Annotated in this window: 15 protein-coding genes; 3 read left to right on the top strand and 12 right to left on the bottom strand. The window is 68.4% G+C overall.

Annotation, left to right across the window (positions count from 1 at the left end; all coding sequences use genetic code 11):
* Positions 1–479: 479 nt before the first annotated feature.
* A complete protein-coding gene (locus tag ACA097_RS25510; RefSeq protein ID WP_371366840.1) occupies positions 480–962 on the bottom strand; it encodes a DoxX family protein in 483 nt (160 codons plus the stop codon).
* Positions 963–987: 25 nt separating this feature from the next.
* Positions 988–1623: a hypothetical protein gene (locus tag ACA097_RS25515; protein WP_371366842.1), complete on the bottom strand. Its 636-nt coding sequence runs from the start codon at positions 1621–1623 to the stop codon at positions 988–990.
* 545 nt (positions 1624–2168) lie between these two features.
* Between ACA097_RS25515 and ACA097_RS25520 the strand changes: the two genes are divergently transcribed.
* Positions 2169–3074: an alpha/beta fold hydrolase gene (locus ACA097_RS25520; RefSeq protein ID WP_371366844.1), complete on the top strand. Its 906-nt coding sequence runs from the start codon at positions 2169–2171 to the stop codon at positions 3072–3074.
* 110 nt (positions 3075–3184) lie between these two features.
* Here ACA097_RS25520 and ACA097_RS25525 read toward each other — a convergent pair whose 3' ends face one another.
* Positions 3185–4486 carry a HAMP domain-containing sensor histidine kinase gene (locus ACA097_RS25525; protein WP_043252905.1) on the bottom strand — a complete coding sequence of 434 codons (1302 nt, stop codon included), beginning with the start codon at positions 4484–4486 and terminating at the stop codon, positions 3185–3187.
* Entirely contained in the window at positions 4486–5226 is a 741-nt protein-coding gene (locus ACA097_RS25530; RefSeq protein WP_371366847.1) for a response regulator, read from the bottom strand. Before ACA097_RS25530 ends, ACA097_RS25525 begins: the two co-directional genes overlap by 1 nt.
* Positions 5227–5440: 214 nt before the next feature.
* Here ACA097_RS25530 and ACA097_RS25535 point away from each other — a divergent pair, with 214 nt between their 5' ends.
* Together ACA097_RS25535 and ACA097_RS25540 are read left to right on the top strand one after the other, a co-directional pair.
* On the top strand, positions 5441–5686 hold the full coding sequence (locus tag ACA097_RS25535) for a DUF2790 domain-containing protein (protein WP_043252901.1): 246 nt from the start codon (positions 5441–5443) through the stop codon (positions 5684–5686).
* 48 nt (positions 5687–5734) lie between these two features.
* Entirely contained in the window at positions 5735–6937 is a 1203-nt protein-coding gene (locus ACA097_RS25540; protein ID WP_371366849.1) for a cytochrome c biogenesis protein DipZ, read from the top strand.
* A 42-nt stretch (positions 6938–6979) separates the two neighbouring features.
* Here the strand turns inward: ACA097_RS25540 and ACA097_RS25545 are convergent, their stop codons facing one another.
* The 8 genes from ACA097_RS25545 to ACA097_RS25580 all read right to left on the bottom strand — a co-directional run bounded on the left by ACA097_RS25545 (position 6980) and on the right by ACA097_RS25580 (position 20271).
* A complete protein-coding gene (locus ACA097_RS25545; RefSeq protein WP_371366851.1) occupies positions 6980–8281 on the bottom strand; it encodes a nitrate/sulfonate/bicarbonate ABC transporter ATP-binding protein in 1302 nt (433 codons plus the stop codon).
* 9 nt (positions 8282–8290) lie between these two features.
* Complete coding sequence (locus tag ACA097_RS25550; RefSeq protein ID WP_371366853.1) at positions 8291–10012, bottom strand: ABC transporter permease; 1722 nt, start codon at positions 10010–10012, stop codon at positions 8291–8293.
* 381 nt (positions 10013–10393) lie between these two features.
* Positions 10394–12394, bottom strand: coding sequence for a U32 family peptidase (locus tag ACA097_RS25555; RefSeq protein ID WP_371366855.1), 2001 nt, complete (start codon positions 12392–12394; stop codon positions 10394–10396).
* A gap of 123 nt (positions 12395–12517) precedes the next feature.
* The gene (locus tag ACA097_RS25560; RefSeq protein ID WP_371366857.1) at positions 12518–12898 is read right to left on the bottom strand and encodes a RidA family protein; all 381 of its coding nucleotides are present in this window, start codon (positions 12896–12898) and stop codon (positions 12518–12520) included.
* A gap of 146 nt (positions 12899–13044) precedes the next feature.
* Positions 13045–14481: an amidase gene (locus tag ACA097_RS25565; protein WP_371366859.1), complete on the bottom strand. Its 1437-nt coding sequence runs from the start codon at positions 14479–14481 to the stop codon at positions 13045–13047.
* A 61-nt stretch (positions 14482–14542) separates the two neighbouring features.
* Positions 14543–15955, bottom strand: a complete 1413-nt coding sequence (locus tag ACA097_RS25570; protein ID WP_371366862.1) for an efflux transporter outer membrane subunit — start codon at positions 15953–15955, stop codon at positions 14543–14545.
* The gene (locus ACA097_RS25575; protein WP_043252887.1) at positions 15939–17081 is read right to left on the bottom strand and encodes an efflux RND transporter periplasmic adaptor subunit; all 1143 of its coding nucleotides are present in this window, start codon (positions 17079–17081) and stop codon (positions 15939–15941) included. The genes ACA097_RS25570 and ACA097_RS25575 overlap by 17 nt, the downstream gene beginning before the upstream one ends.
* Positions 17071–20271: an efflux RND transporter permease subunit gene (locus ACA097_RS25580; RefSeq protein ID WP_371366864.1), complete on the bottom strand. Its 3201-nt coding sequence runs from the start codon at positions 20269–20271 to the stop codon at positions 17071–17073. The genes ACA097_RS25575 and ACA097_RS25580 overlap by 11 nt, the downstream gene beginning before the upstream one ends.
* Between the last annotated feature and the right edge of the window lie 137 nt (positions 20272–20408).

Here is a 20408-nt window from a genome sequence, read left to right on the forward strand (position 1 = left end):
TGTCCTGCGGACGGCTGGCAGCAAGGGGCGCTCCAGTCCGCCGATCTCCTCTTCGGAGCGGGCCTGTGCCTGTAGGCGCGAGCCGTTCGGCGTCATCCTGTAGGAGCGGATTCATCCGCGAAAATCCTCGCTCCAATTCCCCCGTAGGGCGCATAACCGCGTTCGCGGTTATGCGCCGCTGCCCGGCACGTAAACGGCGGATAACCCCTTCGGGGTTATTCGCCCTACGAAAAGCGCATAGGCGCTTCAAGAACTTTCCGAACACGCAAAAGCGGCACAGAAACACGAAGTCATTGGGTCCCCGTGTTCGAGGGGAAGACGGGCATGAGTGCGGTGTGTAGGAGCGGACCTTGTCCGCGAAAAGAATCGCGGATGAATCCGCTCCTACAGGGATGCACCGTGCCGAGAATTCGCGGATGAGATCCGCTCCTACAGGGGGGAAGCGCCGTGCGTTGGGTTCGCGAGCAAGTTCGCGCACCTCAGCGCCGGTGCAGCAGCGCATCCAGGCTGAGCCGGCCGGAGCCCTTGAGCATCAGCGGCAGCAGGGCGACCAGGTAGATCAGCGGCAGCTTGTAGTTGCCGAAGCCGTTGTCGCTGATCGAGTAGCCCTGGGCCAGTTCGGCGAGGGTCGACCAGTGTGCCGGCCAGTGCACGGCGGCGATGGCCACGACTGTCACGACTGCCAGCGCCGCCGAGGCGAAGCGGGTGCCCAGGCCCAGCAGCAGGAGCAGCGGGGCGATCAGTTCGGCCCACATCGACACCTGCCAGTCGAAGCTCGCCGGCAGGTAGTTGAAGGGGAAGGGAAAGGCGTCGTGGATCTGCGCGAACCAGTTGTCGCCGTTCCATTTCTCCAGGCCCGATTCGAGGAACTCCCAGGCCAGGAACAGGCGCAGGGGTATGTCGGCGCTCCAGGCGGCGAGGCTGTCGAGCGGGCGGGTGACGGCTTTGATCAGGCTTTGCATGGCTGTTTCCTCGAAAGAAGGGCGATCAACGGGAAGAAAGGGCGAGGGCGGAGCGGCGTTTATGCCCGGCCAGCTTGGCGACGAGCTTGATGACGATGGCGCTGGCGATCAGGGCGAGGCCGACGGCGTACCAGGGGTTCAGCGGGATGCGCTTGTAGAAGGACAGGCAGAAGATCGCTGCCAGCACCCAGGTGCCCGTGCCGTGCAGCAGCTTCCAGGAGCGCGCGCCAAGGGCTTTCACGGCCGCCGGGAAGCTGGTCAGGGTGAGCAGCAGGATGAACACGTAGCCCACCGACCCTGGGATGTTCGCGGCCACCGAGCGGCCGTGCCAGAAGGTCTCGGGGAAGAGCTTCACGTAGACCAGGATCAGCACGCCGTGGACGAAGTGCGAGAAGGCGAAGGACAGGCCGAGGAAGCGCCGCTCACGCAGCAGCGCGCGGGTGGCCGGGCTGGGCATGAGGCTGGCGAGCGAGGAGGCGAGGAAGGTCGCCAGGAAGATCGCGAACGAGGTGCGCGCGGTGACGCGGATGGCGCTGCGCAGCGCTTCGACCCATTGCGGCTGGGCGGCCAGCGCTAGCGCAGTGGCGACGAGCACGGCGAGTGCGAGCAGGGCGAACAGGCGCCAGCCGTGCAGGCTGGGTCGGGCGAGGGGTCGGGACATGGCGGGCTCCTTGGGCCTGAGCGCGACTGGCGGGGTGCCGTCGCTGCTCGTGGTGCCATGTTCCCGGGGCGGCGTATCCCGGATGTGTCCCGCCGCGGGCCGTTATGTATCCCTGTGTATGGGGCGCTTCTGCTGCACGTTGGGTCTGCTAGCCAGCCAAGGCTGCGATGGGCCTTTTGCGGTGCTCAAGACGCCGAGCCGAAGCGGTCCGCGGGAAACGCGATGAGCACCCGCGTCCTGGCGGGAACGAAGTCGCTTGCGACCCTGAGCGCGTGGATCCGGGACATCGAACCTGCCAGTCGCGATTCTGGCCAGGCTGTCAGGTGCACCGATATGCGCCTTGCTGGCCGCTATCAGGTACGAGGCGCACTATGCGGGGACGTCAGTTTCGTCCGGGCCTTCATTTGTATTCCAGCGTATCGGCTGGGGCTGCGGATACCTGGCGAGGCGAGTGTCCGCAGTGGCCGTGATACGCGAGATACAAGCCGTTCCTTCAATGCTGCAGGCCCAGCGATTTGCTGGGCGATTCAGCGGAGGTGATAGACATGAAAGAAAACTCCACGGCTCGTTTGTCCGGTACTGCGCAGACACCCGAATTCGGCTATGTGCGGATCGACGCCGATATCCAGCTCAGGCGCATGCGGGTGCAGTGCGCCAGTCCGAAAGGGACCGTGCTGTTCGTCCATGGTTTTCCCGAAACGATCTATGCCTGGCAGGACATTGCCGCGACGTTGGGCGCGGAGTACGAGGTGCATGCCTTCGACTGGCCCGGATATGGCCAGTCGTCGCGGCCCTCCGCCGACCGGTTCGCCTATGCGCCAAGGGACTACGCCAGGGTCCTGAGGGGCTACATCGAGCAGGCCGGGATCGACCGGCGCAACCTGGTGATCTACGCAACCGACATCGGTGCCTTGCCCGCGCTGCTCGCAGCCATCGACGAACCAGGGCTCGCCAGGCGCATCATCGTGGGCGACTTCGCCCCCTTCGACCGTCCGCAGTACATGCAGGAGCGCCTGCAGAGCATGAAAGACCCCGCCTCGGCAGAGGCCATGCGGGCTGCCTTCAACGCAACGCGCGACGAGATTCTCCAGAACGTGTTCACCCGAGGCCTGCCTGCGACCTCGCACTATGGCATTTCGGACGCATTCCGGGAGGACCTGGCGAAGGGCTGGCCCAGCGGCGAACTGACGCCAGCCGATGCCTTCTATCACTACTATTCGTACTTCACCCGCGACCAGCAGTACTTCGAGTCGAACCTGGCGAAACTCAATACACCGGTCTCGGTGGTGTGGGGCGAGCAGGACATCCTCATCAGCAAGGACATGGGCGAGGAACTGGCCAGTCGCGCACATGCGCCGCTGCGAATCCTTGCCGGTATCGGCCACTTTCCGCACCTGCAGGACAGCGCGGCAACGGTCGCCGAGGTGCGAGCCGCATTCGAGGCGGAGTGATCCTGGCTTGCATTGCGCCATGGACGGCGCTGATGGGGTTAAGCGTCGTCAGCCGAGTTGGTTGGCAAGGCAACAAAGGCAGGGGCCGGATGCTGTTTCTGCGCGGGCCGCTATGTCTGCGCGTGTATCGGCAGCTCCAGTTGCGCGCAGAGTCCGCCACCTTCACGGTTGCTCAGGCTCAGCCGGCCGCCCAGGGCCTGGCTCAGCTGCTGGGCGATGGCCAGGCCCAGGCCGGTGCCGCCGGTGCTGCGGTTGCGCGAGCTTTCCACGCGGTAGAAGGGCTTGAAGACTTCCTCCAGCTCGGCCTCGGCAATGCCCGGGCCGCGATCGGAGACGCGGATACAGACGCGTTCGGCGTCGCGCTGTACGTCCAGCTCGGCGGCGCCGCCGAACTTCAGGGCGTTGTCCAGCAGGTTGCCGACGACGCGGCGCAACGCGTGGGGGCGAGTATCCAAGGAGACGCCGGATTTGCCTTCGAGGCTTACGTCCTGCCCGGCGTCCTGGTAGTCGAGCACCAGGCTGTCGAGGAAGGCGTCGAGATTGACGCGCTGCTGCGCCTCGCTGGCGCCATCCATGCTGCGCGCATAGGCCACGCCTTCGCGGACCAGGTGCTGCATTTCATTCAGGTCGCTCCACAGGCGTTCGCGCTCGTGGCTTTCGTCCATCTGTTCGACGCGCAGCTTCATCCGCGTGATGGGTGTCTGCAGGTCGTGGGAGATGGCGGCGAGCAGTTGCATGCGCTCCTTCAGGTAGTCGCCGATGCGCCCGTGCAGGGCATTGAGCGCGCGGGCGGCGTGGGCGACTTCGCGCGGGCCGCCTTCGTCCAGGTGCGGTGCTTCGGCATTCGGGTCGAGGTGGTCGACGGCTTGCGCGAGGCGGGTCAGCGGGCGGATCGCCATGCGCACCGCGAGCCAGGTACAGAGCAGCAGCAGGACCAGTTGCACGACCAGCACGACGGGCAGCCATTGCGCCACCGGGATGGGCTTGGGGGTGACATCCAGGGTCAGCGGCTGGCCGTCGCTCAGGCGCATGTGCGCCTGGAAGCGTGCCTGCGGGCCGGGAACGCTCTCGAAGTGCAGGCCGAAGCGCTGGCCGACCGCCTGCTGGATGGTGGGCACGGCCATGGGCAGGTTCTTCGGATCGAGGGGGACGCCGGGCAGGCCTTCGTCCAGGCGATAGCGGTAATTGGGCCGATCCAGCAGCGGCAGCCAGGCGGCGCGTTCGCTGGCCGGCAGGCGGTCGAGCAGGGCGACGGCGGTGCCGACGTCGGTCTCCAGGTTGCCGAGCATGATGCTGCGCCCGGTCTGGTAGCGCTCGTAGAACTGCGAGCTGAACGACAGCCCGTAGGCCAGCAGCAGGCCGCCGAGGAAGATCAGCGCCAGGCGCGCGGCGAGGGTGCGGGGCAGGCGCATCAGGCGTGGGGCTCGATCAGTTGGACGGGCAGGGCGAACACGTAGCCTTCGTTGCGCACGGTCTTGATGCAGTCCGGCTCGCGGGCGTCGTCTTCCAGGCGTTGGCGCAGGCGGCTGACCAGCAGGTCGATGGAGCGGTCGAAGATGTCCGCTTCGCGGCCCTGGGTGAGGTTGAGCAACTGCTCGCGGCTGAGCACGCGTTGCGGGTGGTCGAGGAACACGCGCAGCAGGCGGTACTCGGCGCCGCTCAGGGCGACCATGGTGTCGTCGGTGTCGAGCAGGTGCCGCGCGGTGGTGTCCAGGCGCCACTTGCCGAAGCCGATCAGGCGGCTGGCTTCGCTGATCTGCAGGTTCGGCGGCAGCATGCGCGTGCGGCGCAGCACGGCGTTTATCCGCGCGAGCAGCTCGCGGGCGGAGAAGGGCTTGGTCAGGTAGTCGTCGGCGCCCATCTCCAGGCCGATGATGCGGTCGGTCTCGTCATTGCGCGCGGTGAGCATCAGCACCGGCGTGGCCTTGTGCTTGCCCACCCGCAGCTCACGGCACAGCTTCAGGCCGTCGTCGCCGGGCATCATGATGTCGAGGACGATGAGGTCGACCGCGTTGCCCTCGAGGAAGGCGCGCATCTGCCGGCCGTCCGCCGCGAGGCTCACGCGCAGGCCGTTCTTCTTCAGGTAGTTGCCGACCAGTTCGCGGATTTCCCGGTCGTCGTCGACGATCAGGATGTGGTCGATATGGTCCATGGCAGTTCCTCGCGAATTTGTCTTGGGGGCCAGTGTATCGGGCGCGCCGGCGCTTGCCTGCCACCCTTTGTATTCCACTGTATCCGCTCGCACTACAGATACCTCGGGCAGCATTCGCGGCCTCTCGCCGACACAGGGGCGATACCCCCGGGCCTTCAAATGGACGCCAACGGAAGCCAACGGGCTTTCGCCTTCATCCATAGAGGACACCGACATGAAAAAGCGCTTCCTGACCGCCGGCCTGCTGGCCCTGATCGCTCCCCTGGCCAGTTTTGCCGCCCCCGTCGAGCAGTACCACTACGGCCAGACGCTGGACGTGAAGCAGGTGCTGAGCATCCACGAAGACGCCGCGCCCTCCTGCGGGGTGGTGAACGCCCGCATGGATTACCTGGACTCCCACGGCCAGCCGCACAGCCTGGCCTACCAGAAGTTCGCCAGTGACTGTGCCGATGGCGGTTGATCCGGCCTTCGCCGGGCGCACGTCCATACTCGATACGACGAGGTTTCCATGCTGCTCATTGCCTTTCTCGGCGGGGTGCTGACCTTGCTCAGCCCCTGCATCCTTCCGGTACTCCCGCTGCTGCTGCCGCGTGCCGGTGGCCCGGCCTGGGTGCCGCTGCTGAACCTGGCGGGCATGGCCAGCGGCTTCGCCGCGCTGGCCAGCCTGGCGGCGCTGTCCGGCGCCTGGGTGGTACAGGCCAGCCAGTACGGCCGCTACCTGGCGTTGCTGTTGCTCGCGTTGTCGGCGGCGTCGCTGTTGTCGGCTCGCCTGGGCACCTGGCTGGCACGTCCCTGGGTGCGCCTGGGCGAACGTTTGCATGGCGACGCCCAGGGGCTGCCGAAGGCGCTTTCGGCATTCCTGCTCGGCGGCGCCACCGGGTTGCTGTGGGCGCCCTGTGCCGGGCCGATCCTCGGCCTGATCCTTTCCGGGGCCATGCTCCAGGGGCCCAGTGCTTCCACGAGCGTGCTGCTGCTCAGCTATGGGTTGGGTAGTGCGTTGGCGCTCGGCGTGCTGCTATTCGCTGGCCGTGCCTTCTACCAGCGTGCGCGGGCTTCTCTGCCGCGCCTGGAGTGGCTGCGTCGGGGTACCGGTGTACTGGCGCTGCTTGCGCTGGTCGGCATCGCCAGCGGCGTCGATGCAAAACTGGTGGGCGGCTCGTCGCGCTTTGGTGCCGGGATCGAACGCCAGGTACTGGAAGCTGTGCCGGCGCTGCTCGCGAAACTGGTGCCGGCGGCCCATGCCGAGAACCTGCCGGACCTCGGCGCGATGCCGGCGCTGGATGGCGTAACCCAGTGGCTGAACGGCCCGGCGCTGGACAGCGCGAGCCTGCGCGGCAAGGTGGTGCTGGTGGACTTCTGGACCTACGACTGCATCAACTGCCAGCACGCCCTGCCGTACGTGAACCAGTGGGCGCGGCGTTACGCCGACCAGGGCCTGGTGGTGATCGGTGTGCACACGCCCGAGTACCCCTACGAGCGCATCCTCGACAACGTGAAGAAGGCGGTGGCCGAGCACGGCATCCAGTACCCGGTGGCCATCGACAACCAGTACCGGGTGTGGAACGCCTTCGCCAACCAGTACTGGCCGGCGCACTACTTCATCGACGCCCAGGGCCGCATCCGCTATGTGGCGATCGGCGAGGGCGACTACGACGAGCAGGAAGCGGTGATCCGCGAGCTGCTGCACGAGAAGGACGCAGCGAAGCACTAGGTGCGAAGTGACTGCCCGCTCGATTTCGAGCGGGCAGTCGTTTCAGGCCTCCGGCGTGGCGACCTTCGCCAGGGTCAGGCGGCGGGTATGGAAGTCGTACTCGTAGAGCTCGGCATAGCGCCCCCACTCGATGGCCACCTTGAGCACGCGCTCGGCTTCCTCGGCATCCATGTGGTCTTCCAGGCGTTCGAGCACGCTGCGCTCCAGCACGCCGGCCGGCTCCAGGTGCAGGCTGTCGAGGATGTAGCCGATCAGCGCCACGCGGTTGCGGCACTGGCGGGCGAACAGGTCCTGGCGCCGCGCCTGGCGGGCGGTCACGTAGTTGCGGCCCTGGCGGGTGAGGCGGATGTCGCCCTCGATCACCTGGGCGAAGCCGAGCAGGCCGAGCGCTTCGTAGATCGGGAACAGCACCTCGTCGGGCAGCTCGGTTTCCTCGGCCAGGTGCGGCAGGTCGGCCTGGCCGTCGAAGGGTTCGGCGGCGATGAGTTCGAGCACGCTCTCCATCCGCGCGATGTCGGCGTCGGGCAGGCGATAGCCCAGCTCCACGGCCGGCGGCGCGCCGGCGGCAGCGGCCACTTCCGGACGCTGGGTCATGAGCGCGTAGACCTCGTCGATCAGCGCGCGGACTTCCGCCGAGTCGGCGTTGCGCGGGCGCGGCAGGTCGATGCGCAGCTCCGAGCGCACGCGGCCCGGATCGCTGGAGAGGATGAGGATGCGGTCGGCCATCATCACCGTCTCCTCGATGTTGTGCGACACCACCAGGATGCTGCGTGTGGTGATGCGGTGTTCTTCCCACAGCTCGAGCATGTCGTCGCGCAGGGTCTCGCCGGTGAGTACGTCCAGCGCCGAGAAGGCCTCGTCCATCAGCAGCACTTCGGGGTTCATCACCAGGGCGCGGGCGATGCCCACGCGCTGGCGCATGCCGCCGGAGAGTTCGCGCGGCAGGGCGCCGCCGAAGCCGGCCAGGCCGATCAATTCCAGCGCGGCAGTGGCCAGCCGCGCGCGCTCGGCGGTGGCCACGCCCTGGGCTTCCAGGCCGAGTTCGACGTTCTGCTGCACGGTCAGCCAGGGGAACAGCGCGAAGGACTGGAAGACCATGGCCACGCCGGCCACCGGGCCGTGGATCGGCTGGCCGCGGTAGGTGACGCTGCCGCGGTCGGCGCCGACCAGCCCGGCGATGATCCGCAGCAGGGTCGATTTGCCCGAGCCGGAACGGCCGAGCAGGGCGACGATCTCCCGTTCGTTGAGGTGGAAATCGACCCCTTCCAGCACCGTGCGCGGGGTGCCGTCGGACGCCTGGAAGGCCTTGCTGACGGCCTTGAGTTCGATCAGCGGTTGTTTCATCTGAAGTCCTCAGCGACGGTTTTCGGCGAGCAGGTACAGGCGGCGCCAGAAGAAGCGGTTGAGCAGCATCACGTAGATGCACATGACGCCGATGCCCAGGGCGATGCGGTGGAAGTCGCCGGCGTCGGTCATCTGCTTGATGTAGCTGCCCAGGCCGTTGGCCACCAGCGAAGTGTCGCCCCAGCTGACGTACTCGGCGACGATGCTGGCGTTCCACGAGCCGCCGCTGGCGGTGATGGCGCCGGTGACGAAGCTGGGGAACACCGCCGGCAGGTACACGCGCTTCCACTTCAGCCAGCCGCGCAGGCCGAGGTTGTCGGCGGCCAGGCGCAGCTCGTAGGGGATGGTCGCGGCACCGGCGACCACGTTGAACAGGATGTACCACTGGGTACCGAACACCATCAGCGGGCTCAGCCAGATGTTCGGGTTGAGCTGGAAGTGCACCAGCGCCAGGACCACCAGCGGGAACAGCAGGTTGACCGGGAAGGCGGCGAGGAACTGCGCCAGTGCCTGGACCTTCTGCGAGTAGCGCGGGCGCAGGCCGATCCAGATCGACAGCGGCACCCACACCAGCGAGGCGAGGCCGATCAGCAGCATCACCCGGCACAGGGTGATCAGGCCCAGGCCGACCACGTGCAGGGCCTCGCCCCAGCCAACGTCCTGGTGCACGAACAGGCCCAGGCGGAAGAAAGCGAAGGCGCAGGCAAGCACCAGGATCACGTCCCAGGCGCGCGGCCACCAGCTCGGCAGGCGCACCCACTGACGCCGCGCCACGGTGCCGTCGTGGCGCTGGGCGAACCAGCCCATGGCCTGCTGGAAGCCATTCGCCAGCCACTCGCCGACAGCGCTCAGCCAACGGCTGCGGCGGGCCCAGTCGAGCAACCAGGAGCGCTGCGCGGTGTCGCCCTGGGTGTCCTCGAAGCGGAAACGGTCGGCCCAGGCCAGCAGCGGGCGGAAGAACAATTGGTCGTAGAGCAGGATGCCGGCGAGCATCGCGCCGATGGCCCAGGCGATGGCGCCGAGGTTGCGCTGGTCGATGGCCACGGCGATGTAGGAGCCGATGCCGGGCAGCTTGATGTCCTGCCCGGCCACCGAGATGGCCTCGGCGGCAACCAGGAAGAACCAGCCGCCGGACATCGACATCATCATGTTCCACAGCAGCCCGGGCATGGCGAAGGGCAGTTCCAGGCGCCAGAAGCGCTGCCAGGCGGAGAGGCGGAAGATCCGTGCGGCTTCGTTCAGCTCCGGCGGCACGGTGCGGAACGACTGGTACAGGCTCAGCGCCATGTTCCATGCCTGGGAGGTGAAGATGGCGAAGATCGCCGCGCATTCCACGCCCAGCAGGTTGCCGGGGAAGAGCGCGATGAAGGGCGCGATGGCGATGGCCTGGAAGCCGAGAATCGGCACCGACTGCAGCACGTCCAGCAGCGGGATCATGGCCTTCTCGGCGGCGCGGTACTTGGCCGCGATCGCGGCGAAGACGAAGGCGAACAGCAGCGAGAAGCCCAGCGCGGTGAACATCCGCAGGATGGTGCGCAAGAGGTAGTAGGGCAGGTAGACCGGATCGAGGGAAATCGGCAGTGCCTGGCCGACCACGAACGGCCGGCTCATCTGCATCGCGCCATAGGCGGCGAGCACCAGCAGCACGAGCACCAGCGGCAGGAGAATCCAGTCCCAACGATTGGGCGCGGCGTCCCGCAGGCCTGGCGACGGAGTGAACAGCAGGGCCATGGTCAGGTCTCTTCGCGTCGGAAGTAGGGGGGAGCGTTGCGTCCAAGCAGACCGAGTATGGCCTAGGCGGATAACGCTGCCATGACGACGGCGCGCGAGGGCACGCCGCGGGAGACTAAGTACCGGACGGAGCTTAGGAATTGATTAAGCGAGGGGCGGAAGGCGACGTGGCGAGGGAGGCGTGAGCCTGTAGGAGCGAGCTTGCTCGCGAACCGATTCGGCACGCGGTTTGTTCGCGAGCAAGCTCGCTCCTGCGAAAAGCAGCACGGCCCAGCCAGCCGAAGCAGCGCGGAGATCCCGGGTCCCATACCCCAAAAGAAAACGCCGTTTCCCCCTCACGGAAGAAACGGCGCTCTCTAGCGGACTGCGTTAGGAGCGCGCTCAGTGCGGCGCGCGGCGGATGGTCTTGAGCAGGTCTTCGGGGGTGATCTGGCCGACGATCTGGTCGACCGCACTGCCCGGCTGCGGCAGGTCGAGGATGTGGCCCTTCATCTTGCCGATCACGTGCATCTCGCACGGCTTGCAGTCGAACTTCAGGGTCAGCACCTCGTCGCCGTGGATCAGCTGCATCGGCGCGACCTTGGTGCGCACGCCGGTGACGCCCTTGGCCTGTTTCGGGCAGAGGTTGAAGGAGAAGCGTAGGCAGTGCTTGGTGATCATCACCGGCACTTCGCCGGGTTCCTCGTGGGCCTCGTAGGCCGCGTCGATCAGCTGCACGCCGTGGCGGTGGTAGAACTCGCGGGCCTTGTGGTTGTACACGTTGGCGAGGAACGACAGGTGCGACTCCGGGTATACCGGCGGCGGGTTGCTCTCGGCCTTGCGGCCGCCGCGCGGGTGCGCCTTCACGCGGGCTTCGGTGAGCGCCTCGATGGCTTCGCGGCGCAGCGACTTGAGCTGCGAATTGGGGATGAAGAAGGCTTGCGGGGCGTCCAGCTCGATGCGGTCGGCGTGGTACTGGGTGGTGCCCAGCTGGCCGAGCAGGTCGTGCAGTTGTTCCAGCGCCTGTTCCGGCTTGTTGGCGGCGCCGAAGGGGCCGTCCAGGGCGACGCTGACGCTCACGCCTTCTTCGCTGGTGGCGGTCAGCTCCAGGCGTTCCTCGCGCAGCTTGGCGACCCACGACAGGCCGACGCGGCGCTCGGCGGAGGTCTTCTGCAGCGCCTGCTGCCAGTTGTGGTCGAGGTTGCGCGACAGCGGGTGGTTCGGCCGCAGGCGGTACATGCCCTCGGGCATCTCGTTGGGCTCGACGCGGTAGCGATAGCGCTTCTCGCCGTCTTCCTCGAACTCACCCTTCGGCTCGGCGATGTTGGCGCGGAAGCCGACCACCTCGCGCTTGACTAGCACGTTGAGGCCGTCGCCGTTGGTCAGGGGTTCGTGGGTGGCGACGATCAGGTCGCGCTTGCCGACTTTCTCCACCACGCCCACCGGCAGGCCGGTGAAGGTCGGGGTGTCGAAGGCGCCGATGTCGACCTTGCGCTCGGTGACGAAGTAGTCGGTGCTGCCGCGGTGGAAGGTCTTGTCCGGGTCGGGCAGGAAGAAGTGCTCGGTGCGGCCGCTGGAAGCGCGGGCGAGGTCCGGGCGCTCGGCGAGGATGCCGTCCAGGCGCTGGCGGTAATAGGCGGTGATGTTCTTCACGTAGCCCATGTCCTTGTAGCGCCCTTCGATCTTGAAGGAACGCACGCCGGCGTCGACCAGGGCGCTGAGGTTGGCGCTCTGGTTGTTGTCCTTCATCGACAGCAGGTGTTTCTCGAAGGCCACCACGCGGCCCTGGTCGTCCTTCAGGGTGTAGGGCAGGCGGCAGGCTTGCGAGCAGTCGCCGCGGTTGGCGCTGCGGCCGGTCTGCGCATGGGAGATGTTGCACTGGCCGGAGAAGGCCACGCACAGCGCGCCGTGGATGAAGAACTCGATGGCCGCGTCGGTTTCGTCGGCGATCGCGCGGATTTCCTTGAGGTTCAGCTCGCGGGCCAGCACCAGCTGCGAGAAGCCAGCCTGGTCGAGGAACTTGGCCCGCTCCAGGGTGCGGATGTCGGTCTGGGTGCTGGCGTGCAGCTCGATCGGCGGGATGTCCAGGTCGAGCACGCCCAGGTCCTGCACGATCAGCGCGTCGACGCCGGCGTCATACAACTGGTGGATCAGCTTGCGCGCGGGCTCCAGCTCGTCGTCGTGGAGGATGGTGTTGATGGTGACGAACACCCGCGCGTGGAAGCGATGGGCGAATTCCACCAGCTGGGCGATGTCGCTCACCTCGTTGCAGGCGTTGTGACGCGCACCGAAGCTCGGGCCGCCGATGTACACGGCGTCGGCGCCATGCAGGATGGCTTCGCGGGCGATGCTCACATCGCGGGCGGGGCTGAGCAGTTCGAGGTGGTTCTTGGGCAGGGACATGTTCTTCTTCATCGGGCGTGGCACGGCAAGGCGCGCATTGTACCGGCGAAACGCCCGGCCGGCACCCGTGCGCTGCCCGATGGATGCGCCGTCCGGCAGGGCGCCGGACGGCGGCGGTGCGGATCAGGTCTTGGCGGCCAGCGCGGTGACTTCCACGCGCATGCCTTCGACGGCCAGGGAGGCCACGCCCACGGCGGCACGCACCGGGTACGGCTTGGCGAAGAAGCGCTGGTAGACCTCGTTGAAGGCCGGGCGGTCGGCCATGTCGGTGAGGTAGATGGTCAGGTGCAGCACGCGGTCCATGCCGCTACCGGCGCGTTCCAGGGCGACCTGCAGGGCGCGCAGGGTGCATTCGCTCTGCTCGACGATGCCGCCCAGCTCCAGGCTGCCGTCCTCGCGGGTGGGGATCTGGGTGGAGACCAGCAGGCCGCCGAAACCAGCGACGTCGGAGGAGATCGACTCCGGATCGGCGTCGGGGATGAAGGTGATGTCTTGGTTAGCCATGGGGGCCTCTCGCGGCAGGTGAGTCAGGGGGCGGCAGCTTAGCGCCAGTCGCGCGCCGCTGCACCTTTGCGCGGGCCCGCCGGGATCAGGTCGTTCGGCCAAAAAAGCCCGGCGGGAGGGCCGGGCTCCTCCGGTACCGCCGGCCCTCAGTGCCCCAGCGGCGGCAGGCGCTCGGCCCAGGGGTGCGCGCGCTCGAGTTCGGCGGCCAGGCGGAACAGGCTCGCTTCGTCACCCAGGCGCGCGGCGAACTGCACGCCGATCGGCACGCCCTCGGCGTTCCAGTGCAGCGGCACGCTCATCGCCGGCTGGCCGGTGGCGTTGAACACCGAGGTGAAGGCGGCGAAGGCCTGAGTCCGCTGGATGTAGGGCTCGGGCGGGTCGCCGGCGCGCAGCACCAGCTCGCCGATGGCCGCCGGCGGGCAGGCCATGGTCGGGCTGAGGATCAGGTCATAGTGCGCCTGGAACGCATTGATTTCGCGGCCCATGCGGTGCAGCGCGCGCTGTGCGAGCACGAAATCGGTGGCGCTCACCTGGCGGCCAAGGGCGGCCACGAGGCGGGTCAGCGGCTCGATGTCATCTGCCCCGGCGCTGCGTCCCACCAGGCCTTCGAGGGTCTGCAGGTTGAGCGCGGCGGAGACCATGAACAGTTTGGCGTAGGCCTGGTTCACCGCGGCGATGTCGCTGACTTGCGGCGCTTCGTCTCGGACCTCGTGGCCCAGCGCGCGGCACAGGGTGGCGGCGGCCTCCACGGCGGCCAGACAATCGGCATGCACGGGCACGCCGGATAGCGGTGCGCGCATCACGGCAATGCGCAGGCGCTGGTGCGGTGCGTCGATTTCCTCCAGGTACGGGCGGTGTTTGAACGGTGCGACATAGGGGGCGCCAAAATCCGCTGCCGAGGTGGCGTCGAGCAGCGCCGCGCTGTCGCGCACGGAGATCGAACAGCAGTGTTCGGCGGACAGGCCGGCGACGCCTTCGCCCAGTTTCGGTCCGGCGGGATTGCGCCCGCGGCTGGGCTTGAGGCCGAACACGCCGCAGGCGGAGGCGGGGATGCGGATCGAGCCGCCGATGTCGCTGGCATGGGCGAAGGGCACCAGGCGCGCCGCCACCGCCACGGCGGCGCCGCCGCTGGATCCGCCGCTGGAAAGACCGGGGTTCCACGGATTGCGGCAGGGGCCGAAGAGCGCCGGTTCGGTGGTTGGGGTTAGGCCGAATTCGGGCGTGCTGCTGCGGCCGACGATGACCAGCCCTGCCGCGCGGTAACGGCGGACGAGTTCGCTGTCATAGTCGGCGCGGTGTTCGGCGCCCAGACGGCTGCCATAGCTGAGCGGCATGCCCGCCTCGGCGCCGCCGGCGAGGTCCTTGAGCAGGAAGGGCACGCCACGGAACGATCCTTCTGGCAGCGCCCCGCGGGCGCGCTCGCGGGCCTGCTCGAACTGCCGCGAGACCACGGCGTCGAGCGCGGGATCGAGGCGTTCGATGCGGGCAATGGCGCTGTCCACCAGTTCCAGCGGCGTGACTTCGCCGCGCTCGACCAGCAGCGCCTGGGCGGTGGCGTCGAGACGGTGGAATTCGTCGTTCATGCAGGGCTCCTTGGGGCAGGTGCGCGCGAGCCGCGCGCGGATGGCTACAGGCTAGCGCTGTTCAGCCGGCATGCCAGTCGCCGCCCAGCGCTACTAGCAGTTGCGCGCTGGCCTGCAGGCGGCGGGTCTGCAACGCCTGGCTGTGCAGGCGCGCCTGCAGCGCGGCGGTCTGCGCGCTGATCACATCCAGGTAGCTGACTGCGCCATTGCGATAGCTCGTCTCGGCCAGGTCGCGGGCGTGCTCGGCGGCGTGGGTCGCCCGGTCCTGGTCGATGGCTTCGGCCTGCAGGTCGCGCAGCTGGCCGAGCGGGTCTTCCACCTCGCGCAGGGCCCTGAGCACCGTTGCCTTGTAGTGTGCGCTGGCTTCGTCGAACTCGGCCCTGGCACCGCGTTCGGCGGCGTGCCGGCGGCCGCCGTCGAGCAACGGCAGGCTGGCCAGCGGACCGAGCGCCCAGATGCGATTGCCAGCGCCGAGCAGGTTGCCGCTGCCGGCGCTCTGGCCGCCGACCAGCGTGCCCAGGTCGAGGTCCGGCAGCCAGGCCGCGCGGGCCACGCCGATGCCGGCGTTGGCGGCATACAGGCGGCGTTCGGCGGCGGCGATGTCCGGGCGCCGCTGCAGCAGGGTGCTGGGCAGTTCGGCCGGCACCTGGGGCAGCGCCGGCAGCGCCACGTCGGGTGCGATGCCGAAGCGTGCGGCATCCTCGCCGAGCAGTTCGGCGATCGCATGTTCGAGCAGGCGGCGCTGGCCGATCACTTCGTCGCGCTGCGCGCGGGCGTCGTCGAACTGGTGTTCGGCGCGCGCCAGGTCCAGTTCCGAGGCGACGCCGTTGTCGTAGCGCGCCTCGGTCATGCGCAGGGCCTGGGCGTAGGCGTCGAGGCTCTGGCCGAGGATCGCCGCCTGCTGGTCGAGACCGCGCAGCGCCAGGTACTGGCGGGTCAGCTCGCCCTGCAGCGAGAGCCGCGCGGCGGCGAGGTCGTCGCCGGTCGCGCGGGCCTCGGCCTGGCCGGCGGCGGCGAGGTTGCGCAGGCGCCCCCAGAGGTCGAGGTCCAGGTTCAGGCCCAGGGCCAGGGTGTCGCTGTCGTAGATGTCCGGTTGGTCGCTGCCGCGCAGCGGCCTGTCGTCGGACTGCCGCTGGCGCAGGGCCTGTGCGCTCAAGCCGGCCTGCGGGGCACGTGCGGCGGCGATCTCGCGGGCGGCGGCGCGGGCGGCGTCATAGTGGGCGACGGCGGCGGCCAGGGTGGGGTTGGCTCGTTCCAGTTGCTGCTGCAGGCTATCCAGCCGTGGGTCGGCATAGCGCTGCCACCAGTGTGCCGGGACGCGGTCGGCGGGCTGCGCGGGCAGCCAGTCGCCGTGGGCATCGCTGTAGTGCGCGGGCATGGCCGGCAAGGGCGGCTGGTAGGCCGGAGCGAGGGAACAGGCGCCCAGGTCGAGCAGGGCGAGGAGCAGCAGGGCGCGTTTATGCGGGATGCGCATCGTTGCCTCCTTTCGCAAGGCGCACTGTATCGCCGCTGGCCAGCGAGTCCGGCGGATTGTCGATGACCCGGTCGGCGGCACCGAGGCCCTGGTCGACCTGCAGGCGATCGCCCAGGTCGAGGGCAATGTGGATGCTGCGCATCTGCACCTTGCCGTGGGTGTCCAGCACCGCCACCTGCGGGCCCTGGGCGCGGAAGATCAGCGCACTGGCGGGAATGCTCAGGCGCGCCTGGTCGTGCGGCACCGGAATGCGCGCTTGGGCGTAGTCCCCTGGCAGCAGCGTGCCGTCGGGATTGTCGGCGACGAACTCGGCGAGCAGGCTGCCCGAGTGCGGATCCACCGCCGTCGAGCTGCCGCTGTAGCGCGCCGTGAAGCGACGTCCGGGGTGCTCGGGCACGCTGAAGCTCACGCTCAGGCCGGGATGGATGGCGTTGGCGTAGTTCTGCGGGATGGGCACGTAGAGGCGCAGGCGATGGGTGTCGGCGACGCGGAACAGCTCGGGGCCGCTGGCGCTGTCGGCCTGGATCAGCTGGCCGACGTCGGTGCGCCGTGCGGTCACCACGCCGTCGAAGGGCGCCTGCAGGGTCTTGTACGCGCTCAGCGAGGCCAGGCGCGCGAAGTCGGCCTGCGCGGCGGCGACGTTGGCCGTGGCCGCTTCGGCGTTGGCCTGTTTCTCGTCGGCCTCCTGGCGCGCCACCGAGTGGCTGGCCAGCAGGTTGCGCCAGCGCGCCGCGGTGGTCTGCGCCAGGTGTGCATTGGCCTGTGCCTGCTGCAGGCGTGCGCGGGCCTGCTGCAGTTGCTGGTCAAGGTCGGGGCTGTCGATCTCGCCGAGCACCTGGCCGGCCTTCACCGGTGTGCCGATGTCGCTGCGCCAGTCCTTGAGGTAGCCGCTGACCCGCGCGTGGATCGCCGCTTCCTGCCAGGCCTCGAGGTGTGCAGGCAGGTCGAGGGCGTCGCCGGCGCCGGCTGCCCCCGGAAGGAAGGTATTTACCACCGGCAGGGCCTGGGCCTCGGTCCAGGCAGCCACGGCGTGGGCGTGTCCGGCGCGCAGGGCCAGGCCGCCGCCTATCAGGGTGGCGGACAGGCCGAGGGCGCCGATGAACAGGAACGTGTGCTTAGCGGGCATGGTTTTCGACTCCAGCGGCCAGGGAAGTTGAACGGTGGGCCAGGCTGAACACCACCGGCACGAAGATCAGGGTGGCGACGGTGGCGGCGAGAAGGCCGCCGATCACGGCGCGGCCGAGCGGCGCGTTCTGCTCGCCGGACAGGGCCAGCGGCAGCATGCCGATGATCATCGCCAGGGCGGTCATGCAGACCGGGCGGAAACGGGTGAAACCGGCCTCAAGCGCGGCCTTCACGGCGTCGCCATGTTCGGCCAGGCGCTCGCGGCAGAAGCTCACCACCAGGATCGAGTTGGCGGTGGCCACGCCCATGCAGAGGATGGCCCCGGTGAGCGCCGGTACCGAGATCGTGGTGCCGCTGAGGAACAGCATCCAGACGATGCCGGCCAGGCCCGCGGGCAGGGCGGTGATGATGACGAAGGGATCGAGCCAGGACTGGAAGTTCACCACGATCAGCAGGTAGATCAGCACGATGGCGCCGGCCAGGCCGAACAGCAGGCCGCCGAACGCCTGGTGCAGGGCATCGATCTGTCCGTGCAGGCTGACCTCGGCGCCTTTCGGGCGTTGCGCGGCCATGCCGTCGATGACGTGCTGGATGTCCGTGGCCACTCCCGCGAGGTCGCGGTCCTGCACGTTGGCGTAGAGATCCAGGGTCGGTTCGATGTCGTAGTGGCTGATCACCGCCGGGGTCGTCACCCGGTGGATGCGCGCCAGTCCGCCGAGGATCTGCGCCAGTCCGCTCGCACCGGTCACCGGCAGCGTCTGCAGCGCTTGCAGGCTGTCGAGGCGGTACTGCGGCGTGGCGGCCACCACGCCATAGGACACGCCATTCTTGGGGTTCAGCCAGAACACCGGCGCCACCTGCGAGCTGCCGGCCAGCGAGGCGACCATCGAGTTGGTGACGTCGCGCTCGGTCACGCCCAGGCCCTCGGCGCGGCGGCGGTCGACATCCACCTGCAGCGCCGGATAACCGGTGGACTGCTGGATGCGCAGGTCGGCGATACCCGGCACATGGCGCAGGCGTCGCTCCAGTTCGATGGCATAGGCACGGTTGGCCGGGCCATCGGGGCCGGAGATGCGGACGTCCAGCGGCGCCGGCGCGCCGAAATTGAGGATCTGGCTGCTGACGTCGCCGGGCAGGAAGGCGAACTGGCTTCCGGGGAAGCGCTGCGGCAGCACCTCTCGCAGGCGCTTCACGTAGTCGGCGCTGGGTGCGTGGCCGGGCCGGAGGGCGACCTGGATATCGCCATCCTGTGGGCCGATGGTGCCGCTGCTGGCGTAGGCCATGTCGATGCCGCTGAGCGGAATGCCGATGTTGTCGAGGATCACCTCGCGTTGGTCCGCCGGGATCACTTCGCGGATCGCCGCCTCGATGCGGTCGAAGGCCGCCGCGCTCTCCTCGATGCGCGTGCCCAGTGGCAGTCGCACGTGCAGCGCGAGGGTCTCTGCATCGGTGGCGGGGAAGAAGTCCTCCCCCAGGCTCGGCAGCAGCAGGAAGCTGGCGAGCACGGCGCCGAGGAACGCCACGACGAAGCGCCGTCGATTTTCCAGTGCCAGGCCCAGCAGGCGGTGGTAGGCGTCGCGGGTGCGGCTGAAGCGCGCCTCGAAGGCCTGCTGGAAGCGCACCGGCGCCGAGCGCCAGATGGCCCGGTCGCCCTCGTGGTGGTTCAGGTAGTCGTCCTCCGGGTGCTGGCCGCTCCCGCCCTCGACGTGATGCGGACGCAGCAGGTAGAGGGCGAGCGTGGGTACCAGGGTGCGCGAGAGGAGGAACGAGCTGCCCATGGCGAACATCACCGCCAGTGCCATCGGCCGGAACAGGTAGCCGGCCACGCCCTGGAGCATGAACATCGGCACGAAGACGATGCAGATGCACAGCAGCGAGACGAACGCCGGTCCGACGATCTGCCGCGCGCCGTCGAGGATCGCCTCGCGTACCGCCTTGCCCTGTTCCAGGTGCCAGTTGATGTTCTCGATGGTCACGGTGGCGTCGTCGACCAGGATGCCCACCGCCAGCGCCAGGCCGCCGAGGGTCATGACGTTGAGCGTCTGCCCGCTGGCGGCGAGCAGGGTGATGGCCGACAGCACCGCCAGCGGGATCGAGGCGGCGATGATCAGGGTGCTGCGCCAGCTGCCGAGGAACAGCAGGATCATGGCGCTGGTCAGCAGCGCGGCGATGATCCCCTCGCGGGCCACGCTGCCCACCGACTGGCGGACGAAGGTCGAGGCGTCGTCCAGCAGCGAGGTCTTCAGCTCCGGCGGCAGCACCTCGCCGATGCGCGGCAGCATGGCGCGGATCTGCCCGACGATGGACAGGGTCGAGACCTCGCCGTTCTTCAGCGCCGGCATCAGCACGGCGCGGTGGCCGTCCACGCGCACCACGTTGGTCTGCGGCGGCGAGCCGTCGCGCACGTGGGCGACCTGGCCGATGGTGATGACGGTGCCGTCGACGGTCTTGATCGGCAGGGCGTTGAGCTCATCGATGGCGCTCGGGCTGTTGTTCAGCAGCACCGTGTATTCCTTGTGGCCGAGCTTGGCGGTGCCCACCGGGATGATCTGGTTCTGCGCCGCCAGGGCGTTGCCGACGTCTTGCGCGGAGAGGCCCTTGGCGGCCAGCGCCTGTGGATCGAGATCGAGGGTGATCTGCCGCTGCCGGCCGCCCATGGGAGTGGGCAGCGCGAGGCCGGCGATGGAGGTCAGCGGCAGGCGGATCTGGTTCTGCACCAGGTCGCGGATCTTCGCCTCCGACAGGCTCGGACTGGAAAAGGCCATCTGCAGGATGGGCACGGTGGAGGCGTTGTAGTTGAGGATCAGCGGCGGGGTGATGCCCGGCGGCATCTGCTTGAGCACCGTCTGCGACACCGCGGTCACCTGGGCGTTGGCGGTGCGGATATCTACCCCCGGCTGGAAGAAGATCTTCACCACGCCGATCCCGGGCAGCGATTGCGACTCGATGTGCTCGATGTCGTTGACCGTGGTGCTCAGCGAGCGCTCGTAGGTGAAGAGCACGCGCCCGGCCATGTCCCGCGGCGAAAGGCCGTTGTACTGCCAGACCGCGGCGATCACCGGGATGCCGATGTCGGGAAACACGTCGGTGGGCGTGCGCAGCGCCGCCAGCGGGCCGAGGATGCAGATCAGCAGCGCCATGACGACGAAGGTGTAGGGCTTGTCCAGTGCGGTTCTTACCAGCCCGAGCATCGATGAAACCTCTTTCGCGGTTGCGGAAGCGCTCTAGTCTGGGCGTCTTCGCCTAACAGGAAGGCGCGCCGCGGATGAAGGTTCTTTCATCGAGGGCCTAAAGATTCCTTCATGGGGATTCATTTGTCTGTCATCTG

It is taken from the genome of Pseudomonas sp. QL9 (genome assembly GCF_041409665.1).
Taxonomy (GTDB): domain Bacteria; phylum Pseudomonadota; class Gammaproteobacteria; order Pseudomonadales; family Pseudomonadaceae; genus Pseudomonas; species Pseudomonas knackmussii.

Bases quoted from the DNA above. Each gene is read 5' to 3' on its own strand.
- ACA097_RS25555 (WP_371366855.1), bottom strand. From the start codon at position 12,394: ATGTCCCTGCCCAAGAACCACCTCGAACTGCTCAGCCCCGCCCGCGAT.
- ACA097_RS25545 (WP_371366851.1), bottom strand. From the start codon at position 8,281: ATGAAACAACCGCTGATCGAACTCAAGGCCGTCAGCAAGGCCTTCCAG.
- ACA097_RS25570 (WP_371366862.1), bottom strand. From the start codon at position 15,955: ATGCGCATCCCGCATAAACGCGCCCTGCTGCTCCTCGCCCTGCTCGAC.
- ACA097_RS25580 (WP_371366864.1), bottom strand. From the start codon at position 20,271: ATGCTCGGGCTGGTAAGAACCGCACTGGACAAGCCCTACACCTTCGTC.
- ACA097_RS25535 (WP_043252901.1), top strand. From the start codon at position 5,441: ATGAAAAAGCGCTTCCTGACCGCCGGCCTGCTGGCCCTGATCGCTCCC.
- ACA097_RS25540 (WP_371366849.1), top strand. From the start codon at position 5,735: ATGCTGCTCATTGCCTTTCTCGGCGGGGTGCTGACCTTGCTCAGCCCC.
- ACA097_RS25525 (WP_043252905.1), bottom strand. From the start codon at position 4,486: ATGCGCCTGCCCCGCACCCTCGCCGCGCGCCTGGCGCTGATCTTCCTC.
- ACA097_RS25550 (WP_371366853.1), bottom strand. From the start codon at position 10,012: ATGGCCCTGCTGTTCACTCCGTCGCCAGGCCTGCGGGACGCCGCGCCC.
- ACA097_RS25565 (WP_371366859.1), bottom strand. From the start codon at position 14,481: ATGAACGACGAATTCCACCGTCTCGACGCCACCGCCCAGGCGCTGCTG.
- ACA097_RS25520 (WP_371366844.1), top strand. From the start codon at position 2,169: ATGAAAGAAAACTCCACGGCTCGTTTGTCCGGTACTGCGCAGACACCC.
- ACA097_RS25560 (WP_371366857.1), bottom strand. From the start codon at position 12,898: ATGGCTAACCAAGACATCACCTTCATCCCCGACGCCGATCCGGAGTCG.
- ACA097_RS25515 (WP_371366842.1), bottom strand. From the start codon at position 1,623: ATGTCCCGACCCCTCGCCCGACCCAGCCTGCACGGCTGGCGCCTGTTC.
- ACA097_RS25530 (WP_371366847.1), bottom strand. From the start codon at position 5,226: ATGGACCATATCGACCACATCCTGATCGTCGACGACGACCGGGAAATC.
- ACA097_RS25510 (WP_371366840.1), bottom strand. From the start codon at position 962: ATGCAAAGCCTGATCAAAGCCGTCACCCGCCCGCTCGACAGCCTCGCC.
- ACA097_RS25575 (WP_043252887.1), bottom strand. From the start codon at position 17,081: ATGCCCGCTAAGCACACGTTCCTGTTCATCGGCGCCCTCGGCCTGTCC.